20 protein-coding genes are annotated in these 23,684 nt (G+C 58.6%); 1 reads left to right on the top strand and 19 read right to left on the bottom strand.

The annotated features are described in order from the left end of the window. Nucleotides 1–99 precede the first annotated feature (99 nt). The 6 genes from FHX11_RS28335 to FHX11_RS28310 form a co-directional block, all read right to left on the bottom strand. Complete coding sequence (locus tag FHX11_RS28335; protein WP_246781181.1) at nucleotides 100–606, bottom strand: mechanosensitive ion channel domain-containing protein; 507 nt, start codon at nucleotides 604–606, stop codon at nucleotides 100–102. Nucleotides 607–730: 124 nt separating this feature from the next. Then, nucleotides 731–1,990, bottom strand: a complete 1,260-nt coding sequence (gene glp, locus FHX11_RS28330; protein ID WP_184364227.1) for a gephyrin-like molybdotransferase Glp — start codon at nucleotides 1,988–1,990, stop codon at nucleotides 731–733. 56 nt (nucleotides 1,991–2,046) lie between these two features. Then, nucleotides 2,047–2,172: a DUF2474 domain-containing protein gene (locus FHX11_RS28325; protein ID WP_184364225.1), complete on the bottom strand. Its 126-nt coding sequence runs from the start codon at nucleotides 2,170–2,172 to the stop codon at nucleotides 2,047–2,049. Next, nucleotides 2,172–3,179, bottom strand: a complete 1,008-nt coding sequence (cydB, locus tag FHX11_RS28320) for a cytochrome d ubiquinol oxidase subunit II (RefSeq protein ID WP_184364223.1) — start codon at nucleotides 3,177–3,179, stop codon at nucleotides 2,172–2,174. Before cydB ends, FHX11_RS28325 begins: the two co-directional genes overlap by 1 nt. Nucleotides 3,180–3,181: 2 nt before the next feature. Further along, a complete protein-coding gene (locus tag FHX11_RS28315) occupies nucleotides 3,182–4,594 on the bottom strand; it encodes a cytochrome ubiquinol oxidase subunit I (RefSeq protein WP_184364221.1) in 1,413 nt (470 codons plus the stop codon). A gap of 53 nt (nucleotides 4,595–4,647) precedes the next feature. Next, nucleotides 4,648–6,915 carry an FdhF/YdeP family oxidoreductase gene (locus FHX11_RS28310; RefSeq protein WP_184364218.1) on the bottom strand — a complete coding sequence of 756 codons (2,268 nt, stop codon included), beginning with the start codon at nucleotides 6,913–6,915 and terminating at the stop codon, nucleotides 4,648–4,650. Between the two features lie 272 nt (nucleotides 6,916–7,187). Here FHX11_RS28310 and FHX11_RS28305 point away from each other — a divergent pair, with 272 nt between their 5' ends. Beyond that, nucleotides 7,188–8,114, top strand: coding sequence for a bestrophin family protein (locus FHX11_RS28305; RefSeq protein WP_184364216.1), 927 nt, complete (start codon nucleotides 7,188–7,190; stop codon nucleotides 8,112–8,114). 173 nt (nucleotides 8,115–8,287) lie between these two features. Here the strand turns inward: FHX11_RS28305 and FHX11_RS28300 are convergent, their stop codons facing one another. The 13 genes from FHX11_RS28300 to dnaK all read right to left on the bottom strand — a co-directional run bounded on the left by FHX11_RS28300 (nucleotide 8,288) and on the right by dnaK (nucleotide 23,427). After that, nucleotides 8,288–9,112, bottom strand: coding sequence for a family 1 encapsulin nanocompartment shell protein (locus FHX11_RS28300; RefSeq protein ID WP_184364214.1), 825 nt, complete (start codon nucleotides 9,110–9,112; stop codon nucleotides 8,288–8,290). A gap of 1 nt (nucleotide 9,113) precedes the next feature. After that, complete coding sequence (locus tag FHX11_RS28295) at nucleotides 9,114–10,178, bottom strand: Dyp-type peroxidase (protein ID WP_184364212.1); 1,065 nt, start codon at nucleotides 10,176–10,178, stop codon at nucleotides 9,114–9,116. Nucleotides 10,179–10,279: 101 nt separating this feature from the next. Then, nucleotides 10,280–11,440, bottom strand: coding sequence for an NAD-dependent formate dehydrogenase (locus tag FHX11_RS28290; RefSeq protein ID WP_184364267.1), 1,161 nt, complete (start codon nucleotides 11,438–11,440; stop codon nucleotides 10,280–10,282). A gap of 51 nt (nucleotides 11,441–11,491) precedes the next feature. Then, the gene (locus FHX11_RS28285) at nucleotides 11,492–12,016 is read right to left on the bottom strand and encodes a hypothetical protein (protein WP_184364210.1); all 525 of its coding nucleotides are present in this window, start codon (nucleotides 12,014–12,016) and stop codon (nucleotides 11,492–11,494) included. Nucleotides 12,017–12,100: 84 nt separating this feature from the next. Further along, nucleotides 12,101–12,343, bottom strand: coding sequence for a DUF2171 domain-containing protein (locus FHX11_RS28280; RefSeq protein WP_184364265.1), 243 nt, complete (start codon nucleotides 12,341–12,343; stop codon nucleotides 12,101–12,103). A 118-nt stretch (nucleotides 12,344–12,461) separates the two neighbouring features. Beyond that, nucleotides 12,462–15,065, bottom strand: coding sequence for an ATP-dependent chaperone ClpB (gene clpB / locus FHX11_RS28275; protein ID WP_184364208.1), 2,604 nt, complete (start codon nucleotides 15,063–15,065; stop codon nucleotides 12,462–12,464). A 61-nt stretch (nucleotides 15,066–15,126) separates the two neighbouring features. Further along, a complete protein-coding gene (locus FHX11_RS28270; protein WP_184364206.1) occupies nucleotides 15,127–15,657 on the bottom strand; it encodes a DUF1269 domain-containing protein in 531 nt (176 codons plus the stop codon). Nucleotides 15,658–15,830: 173 nt separating this feature from the next. Then, the gene (locus FHX11_RS28265; protein WP_184364204.1) at nucleotides 15,831–16,223 is read right to left on the bottom strand and encodes a hypothetical protein; all 393 of its coding nucleotides are present in this window, start codon (nucleotides 16,221–16,223) and stop codon (nucleotides 15,831–15,833) included. 244 nt (nucleotides 16,224–16,467) lie between these two features. Further along, on the bottom strand, nucleotides 16,468–18,492 hold the full coding sequence (locus FHX11_RS28260) for a cache domain-containing protein (protein ID WP_184364202.1): 2,025 nt from the start codon (nucleotides 18,490–18,492) through the stop codon (nucleotides 16,468–16,470). Next, entirely contained in the window at nucleotides 18,485–19,876 is a 1,392-nt protein-coding gene (locus FHX11_RS28255; RefSeq protein ID WP_184364200.1) for a sigma-54 dependent transcriptional regulator, read from the bottom strand. The genes FHX11_RS28260 and FHX11_RS28255 overlap by 8 nt, the downstream gene beginning before the upstream one ends. A gap of 98 nt (nucleotides 19,877–19,974) precedes the next feature. Further along, nucleotides 19,975–20,256 carry a chaperone modulator CbpM gene (locus FHX11_RS28250; protein ID WP_184364198.1) on the bottom strand — a complete coding sequence of 94 codons (282 nt, stop codon included), beginning with the start codon at nucleotides 20,254–20,256 and terminating at the stop codon, nucleotides 19,975–19,977. After that, nucleotides 20,253–21,155, bottom strand: coding sequence for a J domain-containing protein (locus FHX11_RS28245; RefSeq protein WP_184364196.1), 903 nt, complete (start codon nucleotides 21,153–21,155; stop codon nucleotides 20,253–20,255). The genes FHX11_RS28250 and FHX11_RS28245 overlap by 4 nt, the downstream gene beginning before the upstream one ends. A gap of 229 nt (nucleotides 21,156–21,384) precedes the next feature. Next, a complete protein-coding gene (dnaK, locus tag FHX11_RS28240) occupies nucleotides 21,385–23,427 on the bottom strand; it encodes a molecular chaperone DnaK (protein WP_184364194.1) in 2,043 nt (680 codons plus the stop codon). Between the last annotated feature and the right edge of the window lie 257 nt (nucleotides 23,428–23,684).

Genomic DNA, 23,684 nt, shown 5'->3' with positions numbered 1-23,684 from the left:
CTGCGGATGTGAACTCAGGGAGCCGACGTCACCCGAGGGACCGCAGGTTCACACTGCGACTATCGGATAATCGCTGGCTTCGCCGCCGCTCCCTCACCCTCAGCTCTTCGAGGAATTCTGCCGAGAGGTTTCCGACAGTTTGATCATCGTTTGTTGCGCCATGGTCGAATTGGCGATGATGATCTGCCGCTGATCGTCGGTTCTCAGGATCGTGTAGCCGAGGGAGATATCCTCCACCTCTCCCACTTCGAGGCCAGTTGGAGCCTGAATTTGCAGGCGATCGCCGCGCCGGAAGGGCTTGTAGAGAACAAGGCTGATTCCGGAAACGAGATTCCCCAACGTGGCCTGTGCAGCAAAGCCGACGATCACCGACGCCAAGCTTACGCCGGCCAGGAGGGCAGTGCCAAGCTTGTTCAAGGCGGGAATCAGGTGGGCATAAGACGTCGCCAGCAGCACCCAGATCAGCAGGATCGCAAGGTGGCTCAGAAACGAGAGGGTGATCTCGTCGACGCGGGCAGTCTGATCATGACGCAGCACGGCCTGGAGGACTTTTCGCACCAGCCAGGACAGGATCAGTCCCTGGACGATGAAGAAGCCAGCGAGCAAAAGAGCGCCCGAAATTCGATCCGGACTTAAGAATTGCATTATCGACAAAGAATGCCCCTTTGTGAATCATCCAGTGGTATCGAAATCGCCGGGAAGCCGCGTGCTTCGATTCTTGACGCAGCGCCTATCCGCGTCTGAAAAAATCTACGTCAAGCCAGGCATCGGGCTCTATCGCCGCCAGATCGCTTGGCAATCGGGCAATCCCTTCGGCCAGTGCAATCGCTGACAGGCTTGCGGAGGAGCCTTTTCCAAGGAACTCGATTCTCTGAAGACCGTCGGCCGTGTGGCCTACCGTTCGGAACGGCACGAATTCAGTCCGATCCGGCTTTTTAGGATACCCGGTTGCAGCGACCGCAGGAGACCATTTCGTCTCGAATTCGCGCATGGCCGCCATTCTGCGCAAGGCGGGTAGAACGATATATCGCAGACAGACCAGTGCGGCGTTCGGGTTTCCAGGCAGGCCAGCAAAAAGGCTGATCCCGATGCGACCGACCTTGAGCGGCTTGCCGGGCCGCATCCCGACCTTCATGACATCCAGCAAGCCGCCGCTTTCAATCACCGCAGCCGCGACATGATCCTCGTCACCCGCAGAAACACCCCCGGTGGTGATGACCGCGTCATAATTCCTCGAGGCCTTTCGGATGACATCCGTCAACATCTGCCGATCGTCCCGAACAATACCCAGGTCGTCCAACTCGATCCAGGCATGTCCGAGCAGCGTCGAACTGACAAGGATCCCGTTCGAATTATAGATCTGGCCTGCTCCAAGTGGCTCGCCCGCAGACCTCAGTTCCGATCCCGTACATAGGATCGCCACCCGAATTTTCCGGAACACGCGAATGTTCGCCACGCCGGCGCCCGCGAGAAGTGCCAAGCGCTCGGGCGTCAGAACATCGCCGGTCTGGAGCAACATCCGGCCCTTCTCGACGTCTTCCCCTGCCCTCCTGACATTCTGTCCGGGTCGAGGCCGCTCGAAAATGGTCACGGCATCTCCCTTGCGTTCGCATCGCTCCTGCATGATGACGGTATCGAAGCCGTGTGGAAGGGCCGCTCCGGTGAGAATACGCACGGCGCCTGTAGCGCCGGCTTCGGGTCGGGCAACTGTTCCGGCGGCGACCGTGCCGATGACCGGCACGGTCCAGGGACCGATGCCAATCAATTCACCGGCCTTGATCGCGTAACCGTCCATGGCTGAATTGTCGAAAGGCGGGACTGCGGTTGCAGCTATCGGTGCCTGCGCCAACACCCGGCCTGTCGCCGCCGAAAGGTCGAGGTACTCGGTTTGGGTTACGGGCGGCACCAGCGCTCTTGCTCTGGCCGCCGCCGCATCCGGACTGATCGGAGCACCATCGTCACCGGCGGAGCAGTTTGTTATATAGTTCATCAAGTCGCCATCCACACGCAACCGCCTCCACAATACCCGCGCGTCCCTCGCGCGGCTCAGCCGTCACTTTTCAAGATCAGCCGAAGCAGAAACGCGACAATTCCAAGCGATACGACGCTGGCGGCCCAGATCGCGACCATCCAGCCGAGACGCTTCCAGATCGAGGAGGTTTCAGCCTGCATCAGTGATATCCATGGACGCCGGCCTTGCCGCGGAAAACCCAATAGGCCCAGGCCGTGTAGATCAGGATGATCGGGATGATGATCATCGCCCCGACCAGCATGAACCACTGGCTCTGTGGCGGCGCGGCGGCGTCCCATATCGTTACCGATCGAGGCACGATATAGGGATAGATGCTGATGCCGAGCCCGGCAAACCCCAGCAGGAAGATCGCCAGGGCCATGACAAACGGCACCCGTTCCATGCCGCGCCTCAGGCTCCAGAAAAACAGGGCGGCGGAAATTAGAACAAGAAGCGGAACTTGCGCCGTCAGCAGCACTCCCGGCATCGCGAACCAGCGGCGCCAGTAGTCGTAAGTGAGAAAGGGAGTGGCAATGCTCACCGCAGCCAGAGAAACAAGCGTTGCGATACCGAGCCAGAACGCCAATTTGCGGGCATTGGCCAGGCTGGTGCTTTCCGTCTTCCAGACCAGCCATGAAGCCCCGAGCAGCGCATATCCGATCACCAGCGCGACACCGGTGAGGAGACTGAAAGGGCTCAGCCAATCGAGCCAACCACCGGCATAGGCCTGATTTTCGACATGGACCCCCTGCAGGATCGCACCCAGCATGATGCCTTGCGAAAACGCGGCAACCAGGGACCCGAGCGAAAAAGCGGCATCCCAGAATGCCCTGTGCCGGGGATGGCGCCAACGAAACTCGAAGGCCACGCCGCGAAACACCAATCCCAGCAGCATGGCGATGACAAGCGGATAGGTGGCGGGCAGAATGATCGCATAGGCGAGCGGGAAGGCCGCAAAGAGCGCACCGCCCCCAAGGACGAGCCACGTCTCGTTCCCGTCCCAGACGGGCGCGATCGAGTTCATTGCCTGATCGCGTTCGTCACCCACGGCAAATGTCGGGAACAATATGCCGATCCCAAGGTCAAAACCATCCATGACGACATAGGCAAAGACCGCGAAGCCGATGATCATGGCCCAGACGATAGTAAGATCCAGATATTCGGTCATGATCAATCCTCCAATGGCAGCGCGGCACCGAGACTCGGGGCGGGCGTAATCCCGGCGGCACGCTGCGGGACCTGGGGCGGCTCGCTCTCATGCGGCTCTGGCGGCTTGGACATCAGCCGCAGCAGATAGAAGATGCCGGATCCGAAGGCAAAGAAGTAAACGATCACGAACGCGAGAAGCGAAACCGCGACGGCGGGGGCGGCGAGCGGCGAATGCGAATCGGCCGTTCGCAACAGCCCGTAGACCGTGAATGGCTGGCGGCCGACCTCGGTCGTGACCCAGCCCGCGATCACGGCGACAAATCCAGCAGGCCCCATGCACACGGCGGCCCGATGCAACCACGCCCACTCATAGAGCTTTCGCTTGTAGCGGGCGAGAAGGCTCCACAAGCCGATGCCAAGCATCGCAAATCCGAGCGCCACCATGATGCGGAACGACCAGAAGATGATCGGCGCCGGCGGCCACTGGTCGCGGGGAAAGTCGTTCAATCCCTGCATCGGTGCAAAAGGATCGTGTTTGAGGATCAGCGATCCGAGATGCGGTATGGCGATCTCATAGCGTACCCGCGCCTCTTCATTGCTCGGCAGACCGAAGAGGATCAGCGGCGCTCCCTCGGCATGGGCCTCATAATGCCCTTCCATCGCGAGGATCTTGGTCGGCTGATGTTCCAGCGTATTGAGACCATGCGCGTCGCCGGCGAAAATCTGGATCGGGGTGACGATTGCCGCCATCCACATTGCCATCGAGAACATTTTCCGAGCGCCGCGATTGGAACGGTCCTTGAGCAGATGCCAGGCCCCGACGCCACCTACGACAAACGCCGTTGTCAGATAGGCCGCAAGGACCGTATGCACGAGGCGATAGGGAAAACTCGGATTGAATATGATCGCCAGCCAGGACCCCGCCGGCACGAACTGTCCGCTCGCATTGATCTCGAAGCCGGTCGGCGTGTGCATCCAACTGTTGACCGAGAGGATCCAGGTTGCCGAAATGAGGGTGCCGAGAGCCACCATGCAAGTGGCAAAGAAGTGTAACCCTTTGCCGACCTTGTTGATGCCAAAGAGCATCACTCCCAAGAAGCCGGCTTCGAGGAAAAACGCCGTGAGCACCTCGTAGGCCATCAGCGGCCCGATGACCGGGCCTGCTTTTTGAGAAAACACAGACCAGTTCGTGCCGAACTGGTAGGACATGACCACGCCGGAGACGACGCCCATGCCGAAGACGACCGCGAAGATTTTCAGCCAGTAACGGTAGAGATTGGCATAGACGCCGTCCCCCGTCCGCAGCCAGAGCGCCTCGAGCACCATGAGGAAACTCGCAAGCCCGATCGAAAAGGCTGGAAACATGAAATGGAACGAGACAGTGAATGCGAACTGGGCTCTCGCTAGAATTACCGCGTCTAGGTTCTCAAGCAACTTCCATCTCCCTGGCTAACGATCGGTTCGAAAGTGTCCTCTCCTGGTGGTTTTTATGCCGCGAGTACCCTGACCGGAATGGACTTCGCCGCCGGAGTGCCGCTGATCTTGTCGTAATATTCGAGTGGAAGAAGCGGATTGAGTTCCGGGTAATAACCGGCAACCGAACCGCGTGGCATCGGATAATCCAGCACCGTGAGACCATCGACCCGACGCTGCACGCCGTCCTCGGTGATCGTCTCCAGGGAGATGCGTGCGCCCGCTTCGATATTGCGTTGCTTCCGATCGTCCTCGTTCATGAACAGGACCATGCGGTCATTGTAGACGCCGCGATAGCGGTCGTTGTAGCTGTAGATGGTCGTGTTGAACTGATCGTGCGAGCGAACGGTCGCAAGCCTCAGCATGGCCGGGTCGGCGACCGGTGCGTTCACCTCCAGGCCGGGCAGCATCAGAAAATTCGCCTTGCCGTTTGGCGTGGGCCAGACAAGCCGGCGCGGCGGAACATCCAGGTGGAAGCCCTTTGGATTTTTGATCTTCTCGTTGAAGTCCGTGTAGATCTCGGGATAGACGGCCGCGATCTTGTCACGGATCAGATTATAGTCGTGGATATAGGTCTCCCACGGGATCTTGCTGTCGGGAAGCGTCGCCATTGCCATTCGGCATACGATCTCGACCTCCGGCTTCAGATGCTCGCTGGCCGGCGTCAGCACGCCGCGTGAGGCCGTGACGTTCGACATGGAATCCTCGATCGTCACGAACTGCTCGCCGGCCGACGTGCGTATCCATTCCGACCGGGCGATCACCGGAAGGATCAGCGCCTCCTTGCCGTGAACGAGGTGGCCGCGATTGAGCTTGGTGGTAATGCCGACCGTGAGCGCAAGCTTGCTCATGGCCGCATAGGAACGCTCGGTGTCGGGGATTGCGCGAACGAAGTTTCCGCCCATGCCGATAAAGACTTTGGCGGTCCCGTTCTCCATCGCCTCCACGGATTCGACCGTATGATGGCCGTGCTCGCGGGGCGGTTCGAAACCGAAGACGTCCCGGACGCGGTCGAGATAGTCCTGTGTCGGCTTCTCATCGATCCCGACGGTGCGATCACCCTGAACGTTCGAATGTCCGCGGATCGGCGAAATCCCGGCTCCCGGCTTTCCGAAATTTCCCTTCAGCAGCAGCAGATTTGCAACCTGCTGCAACAGGCGTGATCCGTCCTGGTGCTGGGTGAGACCCATGCCGTAACAGATCATCGTCGCACGCGAGCGGATATAAATCTCGGCGCAGCGGCGGATCTGATCTTCTTCCAGCCCGGAGGCCTTGACGAGTTCGGACCAGTCATGGGTCATGACCTCGTCACGAATGGCGTCCAGCCCAACGGTATGCTTCTCGATGAAAGCATAGTCGATAATTTTTTCGCCCTTCGCCTCGCGTTCGAAGATCACCCTCATAATGCCCTTGAGAAAGGCGAGATCGCCGCCGATCTTCATATGAACGAATTCGCTGGCGATCGGCGTCGAGCCGAATGTCGCCATCTGGATCATATCCTGCGGTTCGGTGAAGCGGATCAGCGCACGTTCCGGCATGGGATTGACGGCGACGATCGGAACGCCGCGCTTTCGCGCCTCGACCAGGTTCGTCATCATGCGCGGCGAGTTCGTGCCGGTATTCTGCCCGATGACGAAGATCGCCTCGGCATGTTCGAAATCCTCGAGGATCACCGTGCCCTTGCCGACGCCGATCGCAGGCGGCAGACCGCGGCTGGTAGGCTCGTGGCACATGTTGGAACAGTCGGGAAAATTGTTGGTGCCGAAGGCCCGGATAAAAATCGCATAGAGGAAGGCGGCCTCGTTCGGTGTGCGCCCGGAGGTGTAGAACTCCGCCTGATGGGGGCTTTCAAGCGACCTCAGATGCTTGCCGATCGTGGCGAAGGCAGCATCCCAATCGCAGGGTACGTATTTGTCGGTCGCGGCGTCGTAGCGCATCGGTTCCGTCAAACGGCCCTGCATCTCCAGCCAATAGTCCGACTGCTCCATGAGCGCGGAGACCGTATGCTGGGCGAAGAAGTCTCGCGTGACCCGGAATTTGGTCGCCTCGTGCGCCAGCGCCTTCGCGCCGTTTTCGCAGAACTCCAACGTCTTCTTGCAATCGGCATCCGGGAAGGCGCAGCTCGGACACTTGAAACCGCCGGGCTGATTCATTGCGAGCAGCGCTCGCGACCCCTTGGTGACGACACTTTGCTCGAGGAGCACCTTGGCGGTGGCGGCCGCTGCGCCCCACCCGCCGGCCGGATGATTATAGGTTTTATATTGCGCCTTACCGTCACTCATAGCCCGTGCTCCACAAGTATTTCCCATTGTCATTAGAGCACTTTATGTTATTGTTTTCCATGGACAATTTGTCCTATTTCCGCAGACAAATTGTCCGTTTTCCCGGCAGTTTCGCTCCCTAAGCCATTGACAATGCTATCTGCTCGAAATGGTACGACTTTTGCAGAAGAAACCTGGAGTGATAGGCCAGTCGAAGCAGCTTCGTCGCCCTTGCCGCGGTGATGCCTTCCCCTTCGCCACACAACGCAAATCCAAAGCCATCCAGGTGAAACATGATCGTCCGGGAAACTCCGAACCTGCTCCGTCTCTTTCTTGAGGTTCGAGGATCGGTGATCAGGCGGATCTATCCGCGTGTGCTCATTGTCATGCTGATGTCCGCTATCGTCGTGTGGGCACACACACGGCATCCCGAGCTTGTTCCGCTGGTCGACGGCGCGCCGTTTTACCTGGTCGGCCTGACGCTTTCCATCTTTCTCGGCTTTCGCAACAACGCCTGCTACGATCGCTGGTGGGAAGGACGAAAACTCTGGGGCCACCTTCTTGCATGCAGCCGCGATCTTGCCCGCCAGACCATCATTCTGCTGCAGAGTGGCGATCAGGCAGCCAAAGAGCGCGAACGGTTGATCCAATTGAACATCGCCCTCGTTGAAGATCTCGTGCGCCACCTTAGGTATGGCGACCGATTGGGCGACAGTGTCGAGACCCTGCTCTCGAGGGAAGAAAGGGTGGGTCTGCTCAAATCATTCAATTCCCCCAACTATATCCTGCAACTGATGGGAGAGTGCCTCGCCGGCCTTTCGGCAAAAGGCTATGTTACCGACATTGAATTCGGCATTCTCGACCGCACGATCTCGGAAATGAATGAGGCGATCGCCGGCTGCGAGCGTCTTCGGAACACACCTGTTCCGTTCGGTTACACGCTTCTTCTCCACAGGACCGCTTACCTCTTCTGCTTCCTCCTGCCGTTCGGTCTTGCCAATATGCTGGGGCCGATCACGCCGGTGGCCGCCGGCATCATCGCTTACACGTTTTTCGGGCTCGATGCCCTGGGAGATGAGCTGGAGATGCCATTCGGAACCATGCCCAATGACTTACCGATTGCAGCACTCGCCAAATCAATCGAGATCACCTTGCGGGAGGCTCTGGGAGAAGAAAATCTTCCCCCAATGCCCGTGCCGGTGAAATCAATTCTGCTTTGAACGTCGTGGCTCGTCTTTCAGCCGCTCGCAGCGCATTCGATCATCCGCATCGATATGCATCACGAGCGACTTTTCCACATCGCGAATGAGGCGGTATCGCCGCGCCAAAGCCAGCTCCGACAATGACGACATGACGCAATGCCGTTCATGATCGCGCCGCCTTTCGTCAGTTCCTACGCTTTCTTTTCCGCCTCAGCCTGAGAAGGCAGCAAAGCGATCGCCGCTTCGGCGGTCAGCATCCGGAAGGTGAAGCTTTCCTGGAAGTAGAGTTCGACTGTTGTCGCCGAATGGCTGAGATAGCCGATGGAGATGTCCTGGCCAAGATCGAGTTCGAAGTCCCCACCTCTGGTGGTCAGAACAAAACCGCCTTTGATCGCAGGCGCCCAGATGATCCCGCCATCGACGACCTTCTCGATGTGATGGAACACCGGATAGCCTTCGTCGCTGCCGCCGCTCGCGGCCGTATATTCTTCTTCGCCAAGAACCAGAGCATAGGGGCCCTGGACGCCGGCAAGACGCAGCTGGCTGACCGCCTTGGCAATGATGTCGGGATAGTTTTTGAGGCTCGAGGGAAGGGTCAGGGCGGGATTGCTGCTGGCCTCGCGAATTCCCTGGATACCCGCCGCGGCAAAGCCTTCGAAGATGGCGCGGTCTTCACTGAAGGCAAGCTTGCGCGCGGCCTCCTTGACCGGCGACCAGTCGGAATCCTCCGAGCCGCGCTCGACATCATCGATCGCGGATCGCGAAAGCTCGAAGGGAACGCGAAGTTCGGCGACAGCCTTGACCTCACGCAGGGAGGCCTGGACACCGGCGCCGGGGCTCTCGACCTGTTTGAGGTGCCCCGTGCCGGTAGCGGAAAATTCGGGCCCCTTCGGCCCATCGACGTCCACCACCCGACGCGCGGCCAGATGACGCTTGAGCGTCCTCTTCGCCTCTTCCTCGATCTGCTCCCAGGCCTTGTGCGAAATAGGAGCGAGTTTCCTGTGAAGATTATCCATGTCAAACCTCATCTTTTAGAGAGCCGATCCCGAGGGAGCCCTCCGGGTCTTCATTGCTGGGAGCTGAGTTCGTATTGTCGGATTGCTCTGCCGGGGCAGGTGCGGGTGATGATGACGGGGCGGCATCAGGCTCGACACTGTCAAGAAAGGTCGCCGATGGAACGAAGAAGAGGCTACCGGTAATCGCCTGGCTGACGTCCAGGAGGCGGTCATAATTCCCCGGCGGGCGGCCGACGAACATGTTGACGAGCATCTGTTCGGTGCGCGCCGGAGATCGAGCGTAGCCAATAAAATAGGTCCCGAACTCACCCTTCGCGACGTCTCCGAAGGGCATATTATCCCTGACGATGTCCAGCTCCTTACCGTTCTCCACAATGGTGGTCAGGGCATTATGCGCGTAGCTGGGTTTGACATTGTCGTCGAGCTCGATGTCCGAAAACTTTTTCCTGCCGACAATCCCTTCCTGCACCTCGACGGGAATTGCGTTCCATTTTTTCAGGTCGTGCAGATATTTTTGGACGATCACATAACTGCCGCCGGCAAAAATCGGATCCTCTTCATCGAGGATTGCCGCATCAAGAGCGGCCTGATCGACAGGATTTTCCGTGCCGTCGACGAAGCCGATCAGGTCGCGATCGTCGAAATAATTGAACCCTTGCACCTGATCCGCGCTCGCCACCGCGTCGCCCAGCCGCGACATGATATGCATCGCCAGCTCGAAACAGAGATCCATGCGCGCCGCACGGATGTGGAAGAGCACGTCACCCGGTGTGGAAACCGCGTGGTGTACGCCGTGAATCTCCTTGAAAGGATGCAGGTCTTTCGGTCTCGGCCCATCGAACAGGCGGTCCCACATATCGGACCCGAAGGCCATGACACAGGAGAGACGACCGTCAAGATCGCGAAATCCGACCGCACGAAGCAGACCGGCGAGATCCCCACACATGGAGCGCACCGCCGTCTCGCTTTCGCGGCCGGGGTTGATGGTGAGAACAAGAAAAATCGCCGCGCGCGTGAGGCGCGCGACGACAGGCTGCGGGGTTGGTTTTGTTTCGTCTGCTGCCATAATCTATCCGTTACGTCCTTTAAGTGTCGCGCCACGCCTGACTTGCGGGGCGAGGAATGACAATTGATGCGCGCAGGCCAAAGTCCTTGACCTGTAGCTTTCTACGTCAATTTGTAGGAACGCGCGCCTGTGCCGGCGAGACCGCCTCCCTCGACAATAAGATAATCCTCGCGAATAGGTTTTCCCGAAAAATAATCCTGCAAGATTTCGAGCGTGCCTGCCGCGTAACGTGCCTGGGCGGAAAGCGACGTGCCTGCGATATGCGGCGTCATGCCGTTATAGGGCATGGTTCTCCAGGGATGGTCGCGTGGCGCGGGCTGCGGGAACCAGACATCACCCGCATAGCCGGCAATGTGGCCTGAATCCATGGCTTGGACAATGGCGTCCCTATCGACCAGTTTGGCCCGCGCGGTATTGACGATGTAGGTGCCCCGCTTCATCGCCTTGAGCATTTCCGCGTCTATCAGGTGTTCTGTCGAGGGGTAGAGCGGCACTTGCAGATTGACGATATCGACGCTTTGCACCAGTGAGCGGACATCGGGGTGGAAGGTAAGGCCGAGTTCGGATTCTATCTCCGGCGAAAGCCTGTGTCGTTGCGTGTAGTGAAGGCGCAGATCGAAGGGTTTGAGCCTGCGCAGCACGGCAAGCCCGATCCTGCCGGCGCCGATCGTACCGAAATTCATTCCCTCGACATCGTAGCTGCGTGAAACGCAATCCGCTATGTTCCAGCCGCCATCGACTGCGATCTCGTGCGAGGGCAGATAGTTGCGCACCAGCGCCAGCACCATCATGACGACGTGCTCGGCTACGCTGATGCAATTCGAACCGGTGACTTCGGCGACCGTTATCCCCGCCTCTGCCGCCGCCTGCAGATCCACATGATCGGACCCTATGCCGGCTGTCACGGCAAGCTTCAATTTGGGCGCCCTCGCGATCCGCTCCCTTGTCAGATAGGCAGGCCAGAAGGGTTGTGAGATGACGATGTCCGCCTCCGGCAGACATCTCTCGAATTCGCAGTCGGGACCGTCCTTGTCCGACGTCACGATCAGCCGGTGGCCATGCTCCTCCAGATAGGGGCGCAAACCGAGAGCGCCTGACACCGATCCCAAAAGCTCACCGGGTTTGAACCCCAGCGGCCCCGCCGGCGTTGGAAGCGCTCGATCTGCCGGATAGCCGGTCAGAAGCGGCAGGCTCGTCCGGGCATAGTCAGGCGGGTATCCCGTAATCGGGTCGGGGTAGAGTACGCAGAGCACTGTTGCCATCATATGACCCTTTCTGATCCGGGTGGCGCGTTGCTTACGCGGCGGCTGCGTTCAATCGGTGGTATCGCGTCTGGCCTGGGCCATTGCCGCCGCCTTTCTCAGCCGACCGCGCTCGGCCGGCCTGACCAACGAAACGACTTTTTTGTCTGGTATGTCCCGCATGCCCTGGTTTGCGTAACGGGTGTTATACGGAATGTTATTTTTCTGCGCCTGGAGCTTAAGTTCCAGGGCATGCCGCGCGTTTTCGACCAAGGAATGATTCCTCGACATCGCGGCTCGTCGCTGGATCTCGGAATTCAGTCGCTTCAGGCTAAGAGCCAGAACGGAAGTCTTGAGCCGCGAACCGGCGTCGGAGGATTTTGGGGCCGCACCTTTCGGATCCGCCTTTCCTCGCATCTCCCGCCGTTGCTGGTTTGCCTGCGATTTGGCCCGGTCACGCATGTCTCGAAGCCGGCGCAGAAGCTTGCTCAATGCGTCGTCAGATAGTCCTTGTATCTCGGGATGGCGGGTCTGCCTGACGACTTCGCGCTCGTCGGCATTGAGCGCCCGCTCTTCCTCCTTACGGGTAACGGCCATTGCCTGTCCTCCTTCCAAATAGCGCTTCACAAAGGTCGATCGCCTTCCGGCGGCTGCCACAAGGCGATCAGTCAGAAGCTTGAATCACTCATTCTCAGGGACGGGGCGGCCGGAACGCTCCTCCTCGAGCGTCACCGCGATATCGGCGTTGGCGGAAAGCCGAACCTTATCGCCCTCGACACCTGCAACAAATCCGAGCTCGATGTAATGGTGATGACGGCCTTTATGAAAGGCGTCACCGCTGTCGCTTTTGATGAGCTTGATGCGATTGCCTTCGACGCTATCGACAGTCCCGACATGGACACCATCGGCACCGATCACTTCCATACCCTCTTTGATTTTGTGGTCCGTCACTTTTCTTCTCCTTTGCTGGCAGATTGGGAACCCAGGCCGATTGCGCCGGGCTTTACGGAATTTGCGTCCGCGACAGTTGGTCCATGGCGGGTTATTCGTCTTCGTCGTCCATGATCTTGACGGCCTTCCCATTGAAGGTGAGCCCTTCTTTCCCGACGGAGATTTTCACCGTCGAGTCATCGTGGACCTCGCCCCCGAGAAGCAGTTCGGCGAGTGGGTCCTGTACGTAGCGCTGAATAGCCCGCTTTAGCGGGCGGGCTCCGAAAGCCGGGTCCCAGCCCTTTTCGGCAAGCCAGCCCTGCGCCTTCGCGTCAAGCGACAGGCTGATTTTCCGATCGCTGAGGAGCTTCTTGAGACGACCGAACTGAATATCGACGATGCGACCCATCTCGATCTTCTGGAGGCGGTGAAACAAGATGATCGCGTCGATGCGATTGAGGAATTCCGGACGGAAATGCACACGAACCATCGCCATGACCTCGTCGCGAACCACACTGGTTTTCTCGCCCTCGGGCTGATTGACCAGATATTCGGCACCGATATTCGAGGTCATGATGATCAGCGTGTTGCGGAAGTCGACGGTTCGGCCCTGACCGTCGGTCAGGCGGCCATCGTCAAGCACCTGGAGGAGGACGTTGAAGACATCCGGATGCGCCTTCTCGATCTCGTCGAAGAGAACGACCTGGTAGGGCCGGCGGCGCACCGCTTCGGTCAATGCGCCGCCCTCGTCATACCCCACGTAACCGGGAGGAGCACCGATCAGCCTCGACACGGAATGTTTCTCCATGAATTCGGACATGTCGATGCGAACCATGGCGGTCTCGTCGTCGAAGAGAAATTCCGCCAGCGCCTTGGCAAGCTCGGTCTTGCCGACGCCGGTCGGTCCGAGGAACATGAAGGAACCGATGGGACGATTGGGGTCCTGAAGGCCGGCACGGGCACGGCGCACGGCGGTCGATACCGCGCGCACGGCCTGTGCCTGGCCGATGACACGCTCGCCGAGCTTTTCCTCCATGTGGAGCAGCTTGTCCTTTTCCCCTTCCAGCATCTTGGTAACCGGCACGCCGGTCCACCGCGATACGACCTGGGCGATGCTGTCGGCGGTTACCGTCTCGCTGATCGATGAGGTTTCCGTCGCCTCGATGGCGGCGAGCTTCTTTTCCAGCTCCGGGATCGTACTGTAGGACAGCTCGCCCGCACGCTGGAATTCGCCTTTGCGCTGCGCATTCGCCAGCTCGGTGCGATATTGTTCGAGTTCGCTCTTGATCTTCTGCGCATCGGAAAGCTTGCCCTTTTCCGCCTGCCATTTCGATGTCAGATCTGCCGATCTCTTTTCCAGCTCGACCAGTTCCTTTTCCAACGCCTGAAGGCGGGCCTTTGATCCCTTGTCATTCTCCTTCTTCAGCGCTTCCTGCTCGATCTTCAGGCGAATGACATCACGATCGATCGAATCCAGCTCTTCGGGCTTCGAATCCACCTGCATCTTCAGACGCGCGGCGGCTTCGTCGATCAGGTCGATGGCCTTGTCGGGGAGGAAGCGATCCGTGATATAGCGATTGGACAAGGTGGCGGCCGCCACCAGCGCCGCATCCGAAATCCGCACGCCGTGATGGAGCTCGTATTTCTCCTTGAGACCGCGCAGGATCGAAATCGTATCCTCCACGCTCGGCTCCGGCACGAAGACCGGCTGGAAGCGCCGCGCCAGCGCGGGGTCCTTTTCGACATGCTTGCGATACTCATCCAGCGTGGTCGCGCCGACACAATGCAATTCGCCGCGCGCCAGCGCCGGCTTCAGCAGGTTGGAGGCGTCCATGGCGCCGTCGGTCTTGCCCGCGCCGATGAGCGTGTGCATTTCGTCGATGAACAGGATGATACCGCCTTCCGCGGAGGTTACCTCCTGCAGAATGGCCTTCAGCCGCTCTTCGAATTCGCCTCTGTACTTTGCTCCGGCAATCAGAGCCCCGAGGTCGAGTGCCAGGAGCCGCTTGTTATGCAGGCTTTCGGGCACGTCGCCATTGACGATGCGAAGCGCGAGCCCCTCGACGATCGCGGTCTTGCCGACCCCCGGCTCGCCGATCAGAACGGGATTGTTCTTGGTCCGGCGCGAAAGCACCTGGACCGTGCGGCGGATCTCCTCGTCCCGGCCGATGACCGGGTCCAGTTTTCCGTCTCGCGCCGCCTTGGTCAGGTCGCGGGCATATTTCTTCAAGGCATCGTATGCATTCTCGGCCGAAGCATTGTCGGCGGTGCGCCCCTTGCGCAGCGCGCTGATTGCCGCCACGACGGCCTGGAGATTCACGCCGGTATCGGAAAGAACCTTGCCGGCATCGCTGCTGCGTTCCTCGATCAATGACTGGAACAGCCGCTCCACCGTTACGAAGCTGTCACCGGCTTTTTCCGCGATCTTTTCCGCGGCGTCGAATACGCGAGCAAGCTCGGAAGCCATATAGACCTGCCCTGCCCCAGAGCCCGAGACCTTCGGCAATTTTGCAAGGGCGTCCTCCGTCGCATTGAGAACGGTGCGCGAATTGCCACCGGCACGATCGATAAGGCCGGCGACGAGGCCTTCATTGTCATCCAGCAATACCTTCAGAAGATGCAGACTATTGAATTGCGGATTTCCGTCCCGCATGGCGAGCGACTGAGCCGACTGAATAAAGCCCTTCGCGCGGTCCGTGAATTTTTCAATGTTCATTTTGGCCACCTTCTACAACAACGGCGATTGGACGACTGAAACGAGTTGCGACGCGTTGGCGTCAGTTGCGCGCGGAGACCTCGGCGGACGCCGGCGCTCCAAAGCCGGGCGACGCCGCCAGCGCGTCGCGTAGCGCCTGCTCCTTGGTGTGATCCAGCGATGTTCTAAGGACGGTTCCGCCGGTGCCTCTGAGCTCATCCAGAACCTTGTCGGCGGTCATCTTGCGGATCAGCAGAAACAACGCCGCGTTCTCCGGCTTCAGATTTATCGCAAGTTCTCTCATGAAACCGTCATTGATGCCGTAATCGGTCAAAGCACCGCTCAGCGCGCCGGAGGCCGCACCGATGGATGCGCCAAGAAGCGGCATGAGAAAAATGGAGCCGATCAGCAGGCCCCAGAAGCCACCGGAAATGGCTCCGACAGCCGTGGTGTTCATCAACTGAATGAGCTTGATCCTGCCATTGTCCTGTTTGACGGCGATCACGGCGTCGGAAAGTTGGATCAGATATTCCTTCTGAAGGTTCACGAGCTTCTGCCTTATGGCTTCGGCTCTGTCTTCGGTCGGGTAAACGATAACGATCAGATCGGACACCACTGCCTCCCTCGTTCCAAACCATTCGACTCCAGGCACGACCTATTGAGCAACCTCCGTGCCAGATGGCAAAAACATTGAAAATCAGACACTTGATTGCGAGATGCAACGCGGACGAAGACAATGTGTCGAGCTGATCGGGACAAATTGTCTTTTCGACGGAGCCTATTCGGCTAGGCCGGTTGCGGCCCGTACAGAATTTCAAGCGCCACAAGTGCCGTCAGGATGTAGGTCCCGTTAGAGTCCATATCCTCGTCGGTGGAGAGATCGAGCTGTTTCCAGACTCCGCCCAAGTAGCCGGCCTGCCGTTCCGTAACCACCTTGTTGGCGATCTGGCCGATAAAGTCGAATTGCGCGAGATCGTAATTCAGTCCGCGACCATCCAGAAAGAGACCGTGCTGATGCAGGAGATCGGCCATGGGCATGGATGTCTCCGTCAGATAGAAAAGCAGGTCATTCGCGTTCAGCGGCTGGTCCTGTGATTGCGGGATCAGTCCGGCCTCTTCCAGTTTTTGTGCCGAGGCTTGCATATCCTTCGTCAGCTGTTCGGTTGATATGGCGGTCATTGAACACCTCCAGGGCCGGAGCAATTCCAGGAAAAGTGCGCGGAAATGCTCTGAATTTGCGTTGACAACCAGCTCGACGGATGGCCACCCATCAGATAGCTGGCGAACCGCAACAGCCACGCCGCAACAATCATGCCACGTATAGTTTTTACATTATTTTCAATAATTTATGGAAAACGACGATGCATGATACGGACAAATTGTCATGCGTGCGGGACTATTTGTCTCCATGCCGAACCGTTTTTCAGAAGACTTCTGGAAGCCAGACCGTAAAAGTGGTCCCGGTTCCGGGTTTGCTGTCGACGGAAATAGTGCCGCCCTGACGCGTCACCAGCATCTGACAGATGGAAAGGCCCAGGCCCGTGCCTCCACGATGCTTGGTCGTAAAAAACGCGTCGAAAATCCTGTTGGCGACAGCCGGCTCTATACCGCTGCCGGTATCCGCCACTTCAACCGCTACTCCCGGCGTCTGATCCACGTCGGAATCAAATGTGCGCAGAACCAGCTTGCCACCCTGAGGCATGGCGTGGAACGCGTTGACGATCAGATTGATCATGACCTGTTGAAGTTCGGTTCGCGGCATGGTGACGAGCCGGCTTGCCCTGTCCTCCCGCTCTATTGCGATGGTGGTTTTCTTCAGCAGGTGCCGCACCAGCGGCAAGGTGTCGCCAATGACATCGGCGGGATTGTATCGCTCCAGAGCACCGGCATACTCCTGGGGTTTCGAAAATTTGAGGAGATTGGTGACCATCTCGCTGATCCGCATCAATTGCTGGTCGATCAGCTTGAATTCGGCTTTGGCGTTGTCAGCCTCGTCTCCAACGATGCTCTGGATAACCTCGAGGTTGCCCTGTATCACCGCGATGGGATTGTTGATCTCATGGGCGACACCAGCGGTAATTTCGCCAATCGCCGCAAGCTTTTCCGACATGATCAGCTGTTTTGTTGTCGTCTCGAGCTGCTCGTTCGCCATCTGCAAGGCGCGCGCCCGCTCTTCGACGCGCTGGTTGAGTTCGGTGTTCCACAGCCGCAATTCCGCATCGCGCTCCTGAACCTGGTCGAGCAACCGGTCCAGTTCCGATGCGACCTGACCGATTTCGTCCCTCATTTTCGGAAGGCCGGTTCGCGCGGTAAGGTCGCCGGTTTCGACCGCGCTGATCGTCCGGGTCATGCGCTCCAGCGGTCGGAAAATGTTGGTCGTCCAGACAAGAAACAGCGGAACGGTCGCGGCGACCGCCACGCCGAAAGCAATGACGATGGCGACCAACGTCTCTCTTTTTGCATTGGTAAACGGCTTTTGAAGGAACCCGACGTAAAGCATGCCGACACGACGATTGTAGCTGTCGAGCAGTGGTTGATAGGCCGAAATATACCAGTCGTTGACGACAAAGGCCTGCTCGCGCCAGGTCTTCCCATATTTGAGGACCGCTTCGGCAACCTCCGGCGAAACGCGGGTTCCGATGGCGCGCCTTCCTTCGAAAATATTCACATTGGTACTGATCCGGACGTCCGAAAGAAACACGGTCGCGGTCCCGCGGCTGTCAACGGGCAAGCTGGCTTCGTTGTAGATCAACCTGTTGATCGTATCGATAAACGAGGTGTTCTTGTTCAGAAGCACGCCGGCAACCAATGCGCCACGTCTCCCGTCGGGCCACACCGCCACGGTGGCGGAATGAAGAACAAGACCCCGGTTTTCCTGTTGGCCGGTGAAACTCGCATCGGAACTCGACGACACAAGCGCGATCCGCGCCTGGTCCGCAAGGTCCGGTGTCAGCGCGGAAAGTTCATTCTGGTCGAATACGTCGAAACCGGCAGATGATTTGCCGTCAAGAGCCGCCTTGACGACAGGCCAGTCCCATCGAGGCGAGGGATCGGCAAGCGGACGGCTGCTGGCGATGACCTTGCCCGCGCTATCGATCAGATAGAGGAAATCCAGGCCACGATCATTGGCGGTCTCCTTCAGATAGGCATCGATGTCACCGGTAGCGACACGCCCGCCGGCGGTAAGATCCCGGAAGCGTGCGGATTGGCTGACCGCGGCAAGACGCTCTTCCGTCACCGCCAGCATTCTGTCGATGTAAAAATGGGCGATCGTCAGGTCATCATTGACCTTGGAGACGGCGAGCGCATCGAATCGCGCGTTCCAGCGGTAGATTGTAATGCCCAGCAATATGGGCAGAATGACAAGCATTGGCACGAGTGCAATTGCCAGAAGGCGATAGCGGATCGATGCCTTGCTGTTTGAAATGTCGTTCCGACGCTCATCCATTCCAGCTTACATATTTCCGGTCGATCGTTTTGCGGGAGATCCCGAGCCGTCGGGCCGCCTCCTCGCGATCGCCCCCAACCTCTCGCAGCACGGCCATGATATGACGCTTTTCGATCTCCGCCAAGCTCTGCCCGCCGGTTTGCGCAGGAACGAGGGGAGACCTCTCCGCCTCCTCGGGAAAGCTCCCGAGGATAACCGCCCTTTCGATGAAATTCCGCAATTCTCTTATATTGCCGGGCCAATCATACCGCAGGAGATAGGACCGCACCTGTTCATCGATCTCGACGGCCGGCATGCCAACCTGCTGTGCGGCTTCGCGCATGAACAGCGCCGCCAGTTCCAAAACATCGTGACCCCGGTCTTTCAGCGGCGGCAGCTGAATCTGGACGACATTGATCCGAAAATAAAGATCCGCACGGAAGGTCCCCGCCGCGACGCGCTCCTCCAGATCGGCATTTGTTGCAAAGATGAACCGGGCGTCGAAGGGCAATTCGCGCTCCGACCCGACGGGCCGGACACGTCGATCTTCAAGCACGCGCAGCAGCTTGCTCTGAAGCAGGTAGGGCATCTCCGCAATTTCATCCAGGAAGATCGTGCCGCCTTGCGCATGGAGGAATAGGCCCTCGCGCGTACGGTTGGCACCTGTAAACGCCCCCTTCAGATGGCCAAACAGTTCGCTCTCGATCATATCGGCCGGGATTGCCCCGCAATTGATCGGCACGAACAGCTTGTCGGCGCGATCAGATAGCGAGTGTATGGAACGAGCTGCCACCTCTTTGCCGGTTCCCGACGGTCCAGTCAGCAGGACAGATGTCGGGATCGGGGCAACACGGGCGATCATCGTCCGCACTTTCTCGGTTGCCGGCGACTGGCCGACAAAATTGTTTCGGAGATAGACCTGATGCGCCGGAAAATTCAGTTGATGACGCAAAACATCGTTCTCGCGCTGCAACCGGCTGCGGTCGAGACAGCGAGCAATCGAATTTAGCAATTGGTTTGATCTGAAAGGCTTGATGACGAAGTCGACGACACCGACGCGAACTGCATTTATTGCCGTGTCGAGATCGGCGTAGGCAGTCATGAGGATGACGTCAGCAAAGAAACCCGCGGCGCGTTGCTCCGCCAGCCAATCCAGGCCGTTCATGTTCGGCAATATATTGTCGAGGATCACAACATCGAAGTGCTGCTGGTCGAGCTTGCGAGACGCCTCGGCTGTATTCTCCGCCTCTTCGATGAACTTGCAGCGAGGACCAAGGATCTTCAGCAGAAAGTTTCGCATACCCGGCTCGTCATCGACGACCAGGATCGAAGCCTGAGCAAGCCATGGTCCGAATTCGGGGTTCTTGACGCGCTCCGATATGTCGTTGAGCTCGATCTCAGACATTGCCACTCCTAGATGCTGCCTTATCGACGATTGCGGGATTTCATCCGACAGAAGGCATCTTACCGCAAAGACGCCTCCAACTCATTCCAGCCAATGCTTCAGGGGCGCCCGTCGTTCAGATGGGATTGCAACTGCTCAAAGGCGCGCCGCATACCGTGCAGCTGGTCGAGCAAATGCAGGATGAGGTCGATCCCGGCATCGTTCGCACCAATCTTTTCCGTCAGTTCGCGAATGAGATGAACCCGGGCGACATCGGCCTCGGAGAAACCTGGTCCCGACGGCGTCTCCTGCGGGATGATCCATTCCTGCTCGATCCACAATTCCAACGTTTTCCCCTGCAGACCCGAATGAGTGAGGAACTCCTTCTTGGTGACGATCATGACCTGTCCTCGCGTGGGTTGAAGTCTTTTCCAGCCGCCCAGTTCGATACGAAAGTCTCAAGTTCCGGACCGGGGTTTTTGGGCAGGACAATCTTAAGCTTGACGAACTCATCGCCATATCCTCCCCCCCGTTGCGGAGCGCCCTTGCCGCGAAGGCGCAGCATTGTGCCCGTATTCGATCCTTTCGGTATCGACATGGACACGTCGCCGGTGGGTGTTGGCACCCTGATCTTGCCGCCAAGCACGGCTTCGCTAAGCGAAATCGGCAGTTCTATCGATATGTTATCACCGTCGCGCTGGAACCGGGGATCGGGAAGAACCTCGACCTGAATAAGGGCGTCGCCAGGCCCGCCCTTCCCTGCACCGGGAGCGCCCTTGCCCTTGAGACGAAGGATCTTGCCATCGGCAAGCCCAGCCGGAATGGTAACGTCCAGCGTTCCGCCGCCCGGTAGTGTCAGGCGCTTGTTGGCGCCGGCGATCGATTCGACAAAGCTGATGGGCAGCGTATAGTGCAAATCCTCACCCCGGCGGTTTGCATGACCGCGCTGACTTCGCCGGAGCAGCTCCGCGAAGGCATCGTCGGAATCCATGAAATCCGCAAAACCGGACGCATCCATATAGGGATGGCCGCCGTCGGAATGGGCGAAGTCTCTGTAATAGTGATGTTGAGGCCGTTCCGCTCCGGTTTCATCGATTTCACCGGCATCGAAGCGCTTTCGCTTTTCGGCATCGCCGAGAAGATCATAGGCGGCCGCAACCTCCTTAAACCTTTCCTCCGCGGACTTGTCGCCCGGATTCAGGTCTGGATGCAGCTTTTTTGCAAGCTTGCGATATGCGGACTGAAGATCCGCTGCAGATGCGGTCGGGCTGACGCCAAGGACCTCATAAGGATTTTTCACGTCTTACTCCGGGTATAGTTGAGCGGCCCATTTCCGATTGAAAGATCTGCCGAACACTTAAACTCCCGTCCGCGAAACTGAACAAGGACGAAAGAAGAAGCGGCATTCCTTCTCCACGAGACGATCGCTGCAAGTCCAGCCAGACGCACGACCTGTTATGGCTGGACCACGCCGCGATCGATCACGGAAAATCATCGAGGGGCGGATTGCAAGGCGCCGCCCCATAGTCTCATTTCGCTTTCTTCTCGTCGTCGTCGAGTTCGGTAAATTCCGCATCGACGACATCGTCGCCGCCTGCCGAAGACGACGCTGCCTCGGGTTGCTGGGACTGCGAATAGACCGCTTCGGCCAGTTTCATGCCTGCCTGCTGAAGCGCATTGACCTTGGCTGTGATCGCGTCGCCATCATTCCCCTTCAATGCCTCGCGAAGATCCGAGACCGCGTCTTCGATTGTGCGGCGATCGGCATCCCCGAGCTTTGCGCCGTGCTCGGCCAATGTCTTTTCCGTCTCGTGAATAAGGGCATCGCCGGCGTTCTTGGCTTCGATGGTTTCCCTACGTTTCTTATCCTCGGAGGCATGGGTTTCGGCATCCTTGACCATTCTTTCGATATCGGCCTCGGAAAGACCGCCCGAAGCCTGGATCTGGATGGTCTGTTCCTTGCCCGTCCCCTTGTCCTTTGCGGAGACGTTGACGATGCCGTTGGCATCGATATCGAAGGTCACCTCGATCTGCGGGGTGCCGCGCGGTGCCGGCGGGATTCCCATCAGGTCGAACTGGCCGAGCAGCTTGTTGTCGGCCGCCAGTTCGCGTTCGCCCTGGAAGACGCGGATCGTCACGGCGCTCTGATTGTCCTCCGCCGTCGAGAAGGTCTGGCTCTTGCGCGCGGGCACGGTCGTGTTGCGTTCGATGAGACGCGTGAAAACGCCGCCCAAGGTTTCCAGGCCGAGCGACAGAGGCGTCACGTCGAGAAGCAGAACGTCCTTGACATCGCCCTGCAACACGCCCGCCTGGATCGCAGCACCGACCGCGACAACTTCATCGGGATTCACGCCCTTATGGGGCTCCTTGCCGAAGATTTTTTCGACGACCTCCTGGATTTTCGGCATTCTGGTCATACCGCCGACCAGCACGACCTCGCTTATTTCCTTGGCGGTCAGACCGGCATCCTTCAAGGCACTGAGGCAGGGCTCGATCGTCCGCTGCACGAGATCCTCGACCAGGGATTCGAACTTGGCTCGGGTAATCTTGACCTGCAGATGCTTCGGCCCAGTCGCGTCGGCCGTGATGAAAGGAAGATTGATTTCGGTCTGCGTGGTCGTCGAAAGCTCGATCTTCGCCTTCTCGGCCGCCTCTTTCAGGCGCTGCAGGGCGAGCTTGTCGGTTTTCAAATCGATGCCCTGCTCCTTCTTGAACTCGGAGCAGAGATATTCGACAAGGCGCATGTCGAAATCCTCGCCGCCGAGGAAGGTATCGCCGTTCGTCGACTTCACCTCGAAGACGCCATCGCCAATGTCGAGGATGGAAATGTCGAACGTGCCGCCGCCGAGGTCATAAACGGCGATTTTGGCCTGCTTCTTCTTTTCGAGCCCGTATGCGAGCGCCGCGGCGGTCGGCTCGTTGATAATGCGCAGAACCTCAAGCCCTGCGATCTTGCCGGCGTCCTTGGTTGCCTGGCGCTGGGCATCGTTGAAATAGGCGGGAACCGTAATGACGGCCTGCGTCACCTTCTCCCCGAGGTTTGCCTCGGCGGTTTCCTTCATCTTCTGAAGGATGAAGGCGGAGATCTGGGACGGTGAGTATGTCTTGCCTTCTGCCTCCACCCAGGCGTCGCCATTGCCCGCCTTTACAATCTTATAAGGGACGAGGCCCTTGTCCTTCTCGACCGTAGGATCGTCGTAGCGACGACCGATGAGACGCTTCACGGCGAAGATCGTATTGGTGGGGTTGGTTACGGCTTGCCTGCGGGCGGGCTGGCCAACCAGGCGTTCGCCGTCGCTGGTGAAGGCGACGATCGAAGGCGTCGTTCGCGCGCCTTCCGAATTCTCGATGATTCGCGTGTTCTTGCCGTCCATCACAGCAACGCAGGAGTTGGTCGTACCCAGATCGATTCCGATAACTTTACTCACCGTCTTACTCCTCTGTTTCTCTTTCGGATTTGATGTTCGCGCCCCGCACAGCCATCCGTTCGGGATCACCCCTATGCCAGCTCGCGCGCGACACAATCCTTCAAGGAGCAGCGGCGGGTCGTCCGGACTGGACCCCACCGCCATGATGATATCGGGCGTCGAACTGGTACTGGAAAACAGAGAGCAACAGCTGTGCCAGTTTTCGATATTTATGAATATCAACCACTTACCGGCAATTTGTCAAATTTTTGAGACAGAATGTCCGCGGCCGGGCGGACAAATTGTCCGCGCCACATCGGGATTTTCATGGACGGCCCCGGCAAACCCGAAGATGGGTCATTGTGCGGATTGCATCTCCGACATCGTCTTGCCGCCGCAATGACCAACCATTGGCTCGGAAA

This window comes from Rhizobium sp. BK602 (assembly GCF_014195095.1).
Classification (GTDB): Bacteria; Pseudomonadota; Alphaproteobacteria; order Rhizobiales; family Rhizobiaceae; genus Rhizobium.
This window is presented reverse-complemented; position numbering and strand designations above follow the sequence as displayed.

Excerpts from the sequence above, each read along its gene's own strand:
- glp (WP_184364227.1), bottom strand. The coding sequence starts at position 1,990 with ATGAACTATATAACAAACTGCTCCGCCGGTGACGATGGTGCTCCGATC.
- FHX11_RS28325 (WP_184364225.1), bottom strand. The coding sequence starts at position 2,172 with ATGCAGGCTGAAACCTCCTCGATCTGGAAGCGTCTCGGCTGGATGGTC.
- cydB (WP_184364223.1), bottom strand. The coding sequence starts at position 3,179 with ATGACCGAATATCTGGATCTTACTATCGTCTGGGCCATGATCATCGGC.
- FHX11_RS28310 (WP_184364218.1), bottom strand. The coding sequence starts at position 6,915 with ATGAGTGACGGTAAGGCGCAATATAAAACCTATAATCATCCGGCCGGC.
- FHX11_RS28305 (WP_184364216.1), top strand. The coding sequence starts at position 7,188 with ATGATCGTCCGGGAAACTCCGAACCTGCTCCGTCTCTTTCTTGAGGTT.
- FHX11_RS28300 (WP_184364214.1), bottom strand. The coding sequence starts at position 9,112 with ATGGATAATCTTCACAGGAAACTCGCTCCTATTTCGCACAAGGCCTGG.
- FHX11_RS28295 (WP_184364212.1), bottom strand. The coding sequence starts at position 10,178 with ATGGCAGCAGACGAAACAAAACCAACCCCGCAGCCTGTCGTCGCGCGC.
- FHX11_RS28290 (WP_184364267.1), bottom strand. The coding sequence starts at position 11,440 with ATGGCAACAGTGCTCTGCGTACTCTACCCCGACCCGATTACGGGATAC.
- FHX11_RS28285 (WP_184364210.1), bottom strand. The coding sequence starts at position 12,016 with ATGGCCGTTACCCGTAAGGAGGAAGAGCGGGCGCTCAATGCCGACGAG.
- FHX11_RS28280 (WP_184364265.1), bottom strand. The coding sequence starts at position 12,343 with ATGGAAGTGATCGGTGCCGATGGTGTCCATGTCGGGACTGTCGATAGC.
- clpB (WP_184364208.1), bottom strand. The coding sequence starts at position 15,065 with ATGAACATTGAAAAATTCACGGACCGCGCGAAGGGCTTTATTCAGTCG.
- FHX11_RS28265 (WP_184364204.1), bottom strand. The coding sequence starts at position 16,223 with ATGACCGCCATATCAACCGAACAGCTGACGAAGGATATGCAAGCCTCG.
- FHX11_RS28260 (WP_184364202.1), bottom strand. The coding sequence starts at position 18,492 with ATGGATGAGCGTCGGAACGACATTTCAAACAGCAAGGCATCGATCCGC.
- FHX11_RS28255 (WP_184364200.1), bottom strand. The coding sequence starts at position 19,876 with ATGTCTGAGATCGAGCTCAACGACATATCGGAGCGCGTCAAGAACCCC.
- FHX11_RS28250 (WP_184364198.1), bottom strand. The coding sequence starts at position 20,256 with ATGATCGTCACCAAGAAGGAGTTCCTCACTCATTCGGGTCTGCAGGGG.
- dnaK (WP_184364194.1), bottom strand. The coding sequence starts at position 23,427 with ATGGCGGTGGGGTCCAGTCCGGACGACCCGCCGCTGCTCCTTGAAGGA.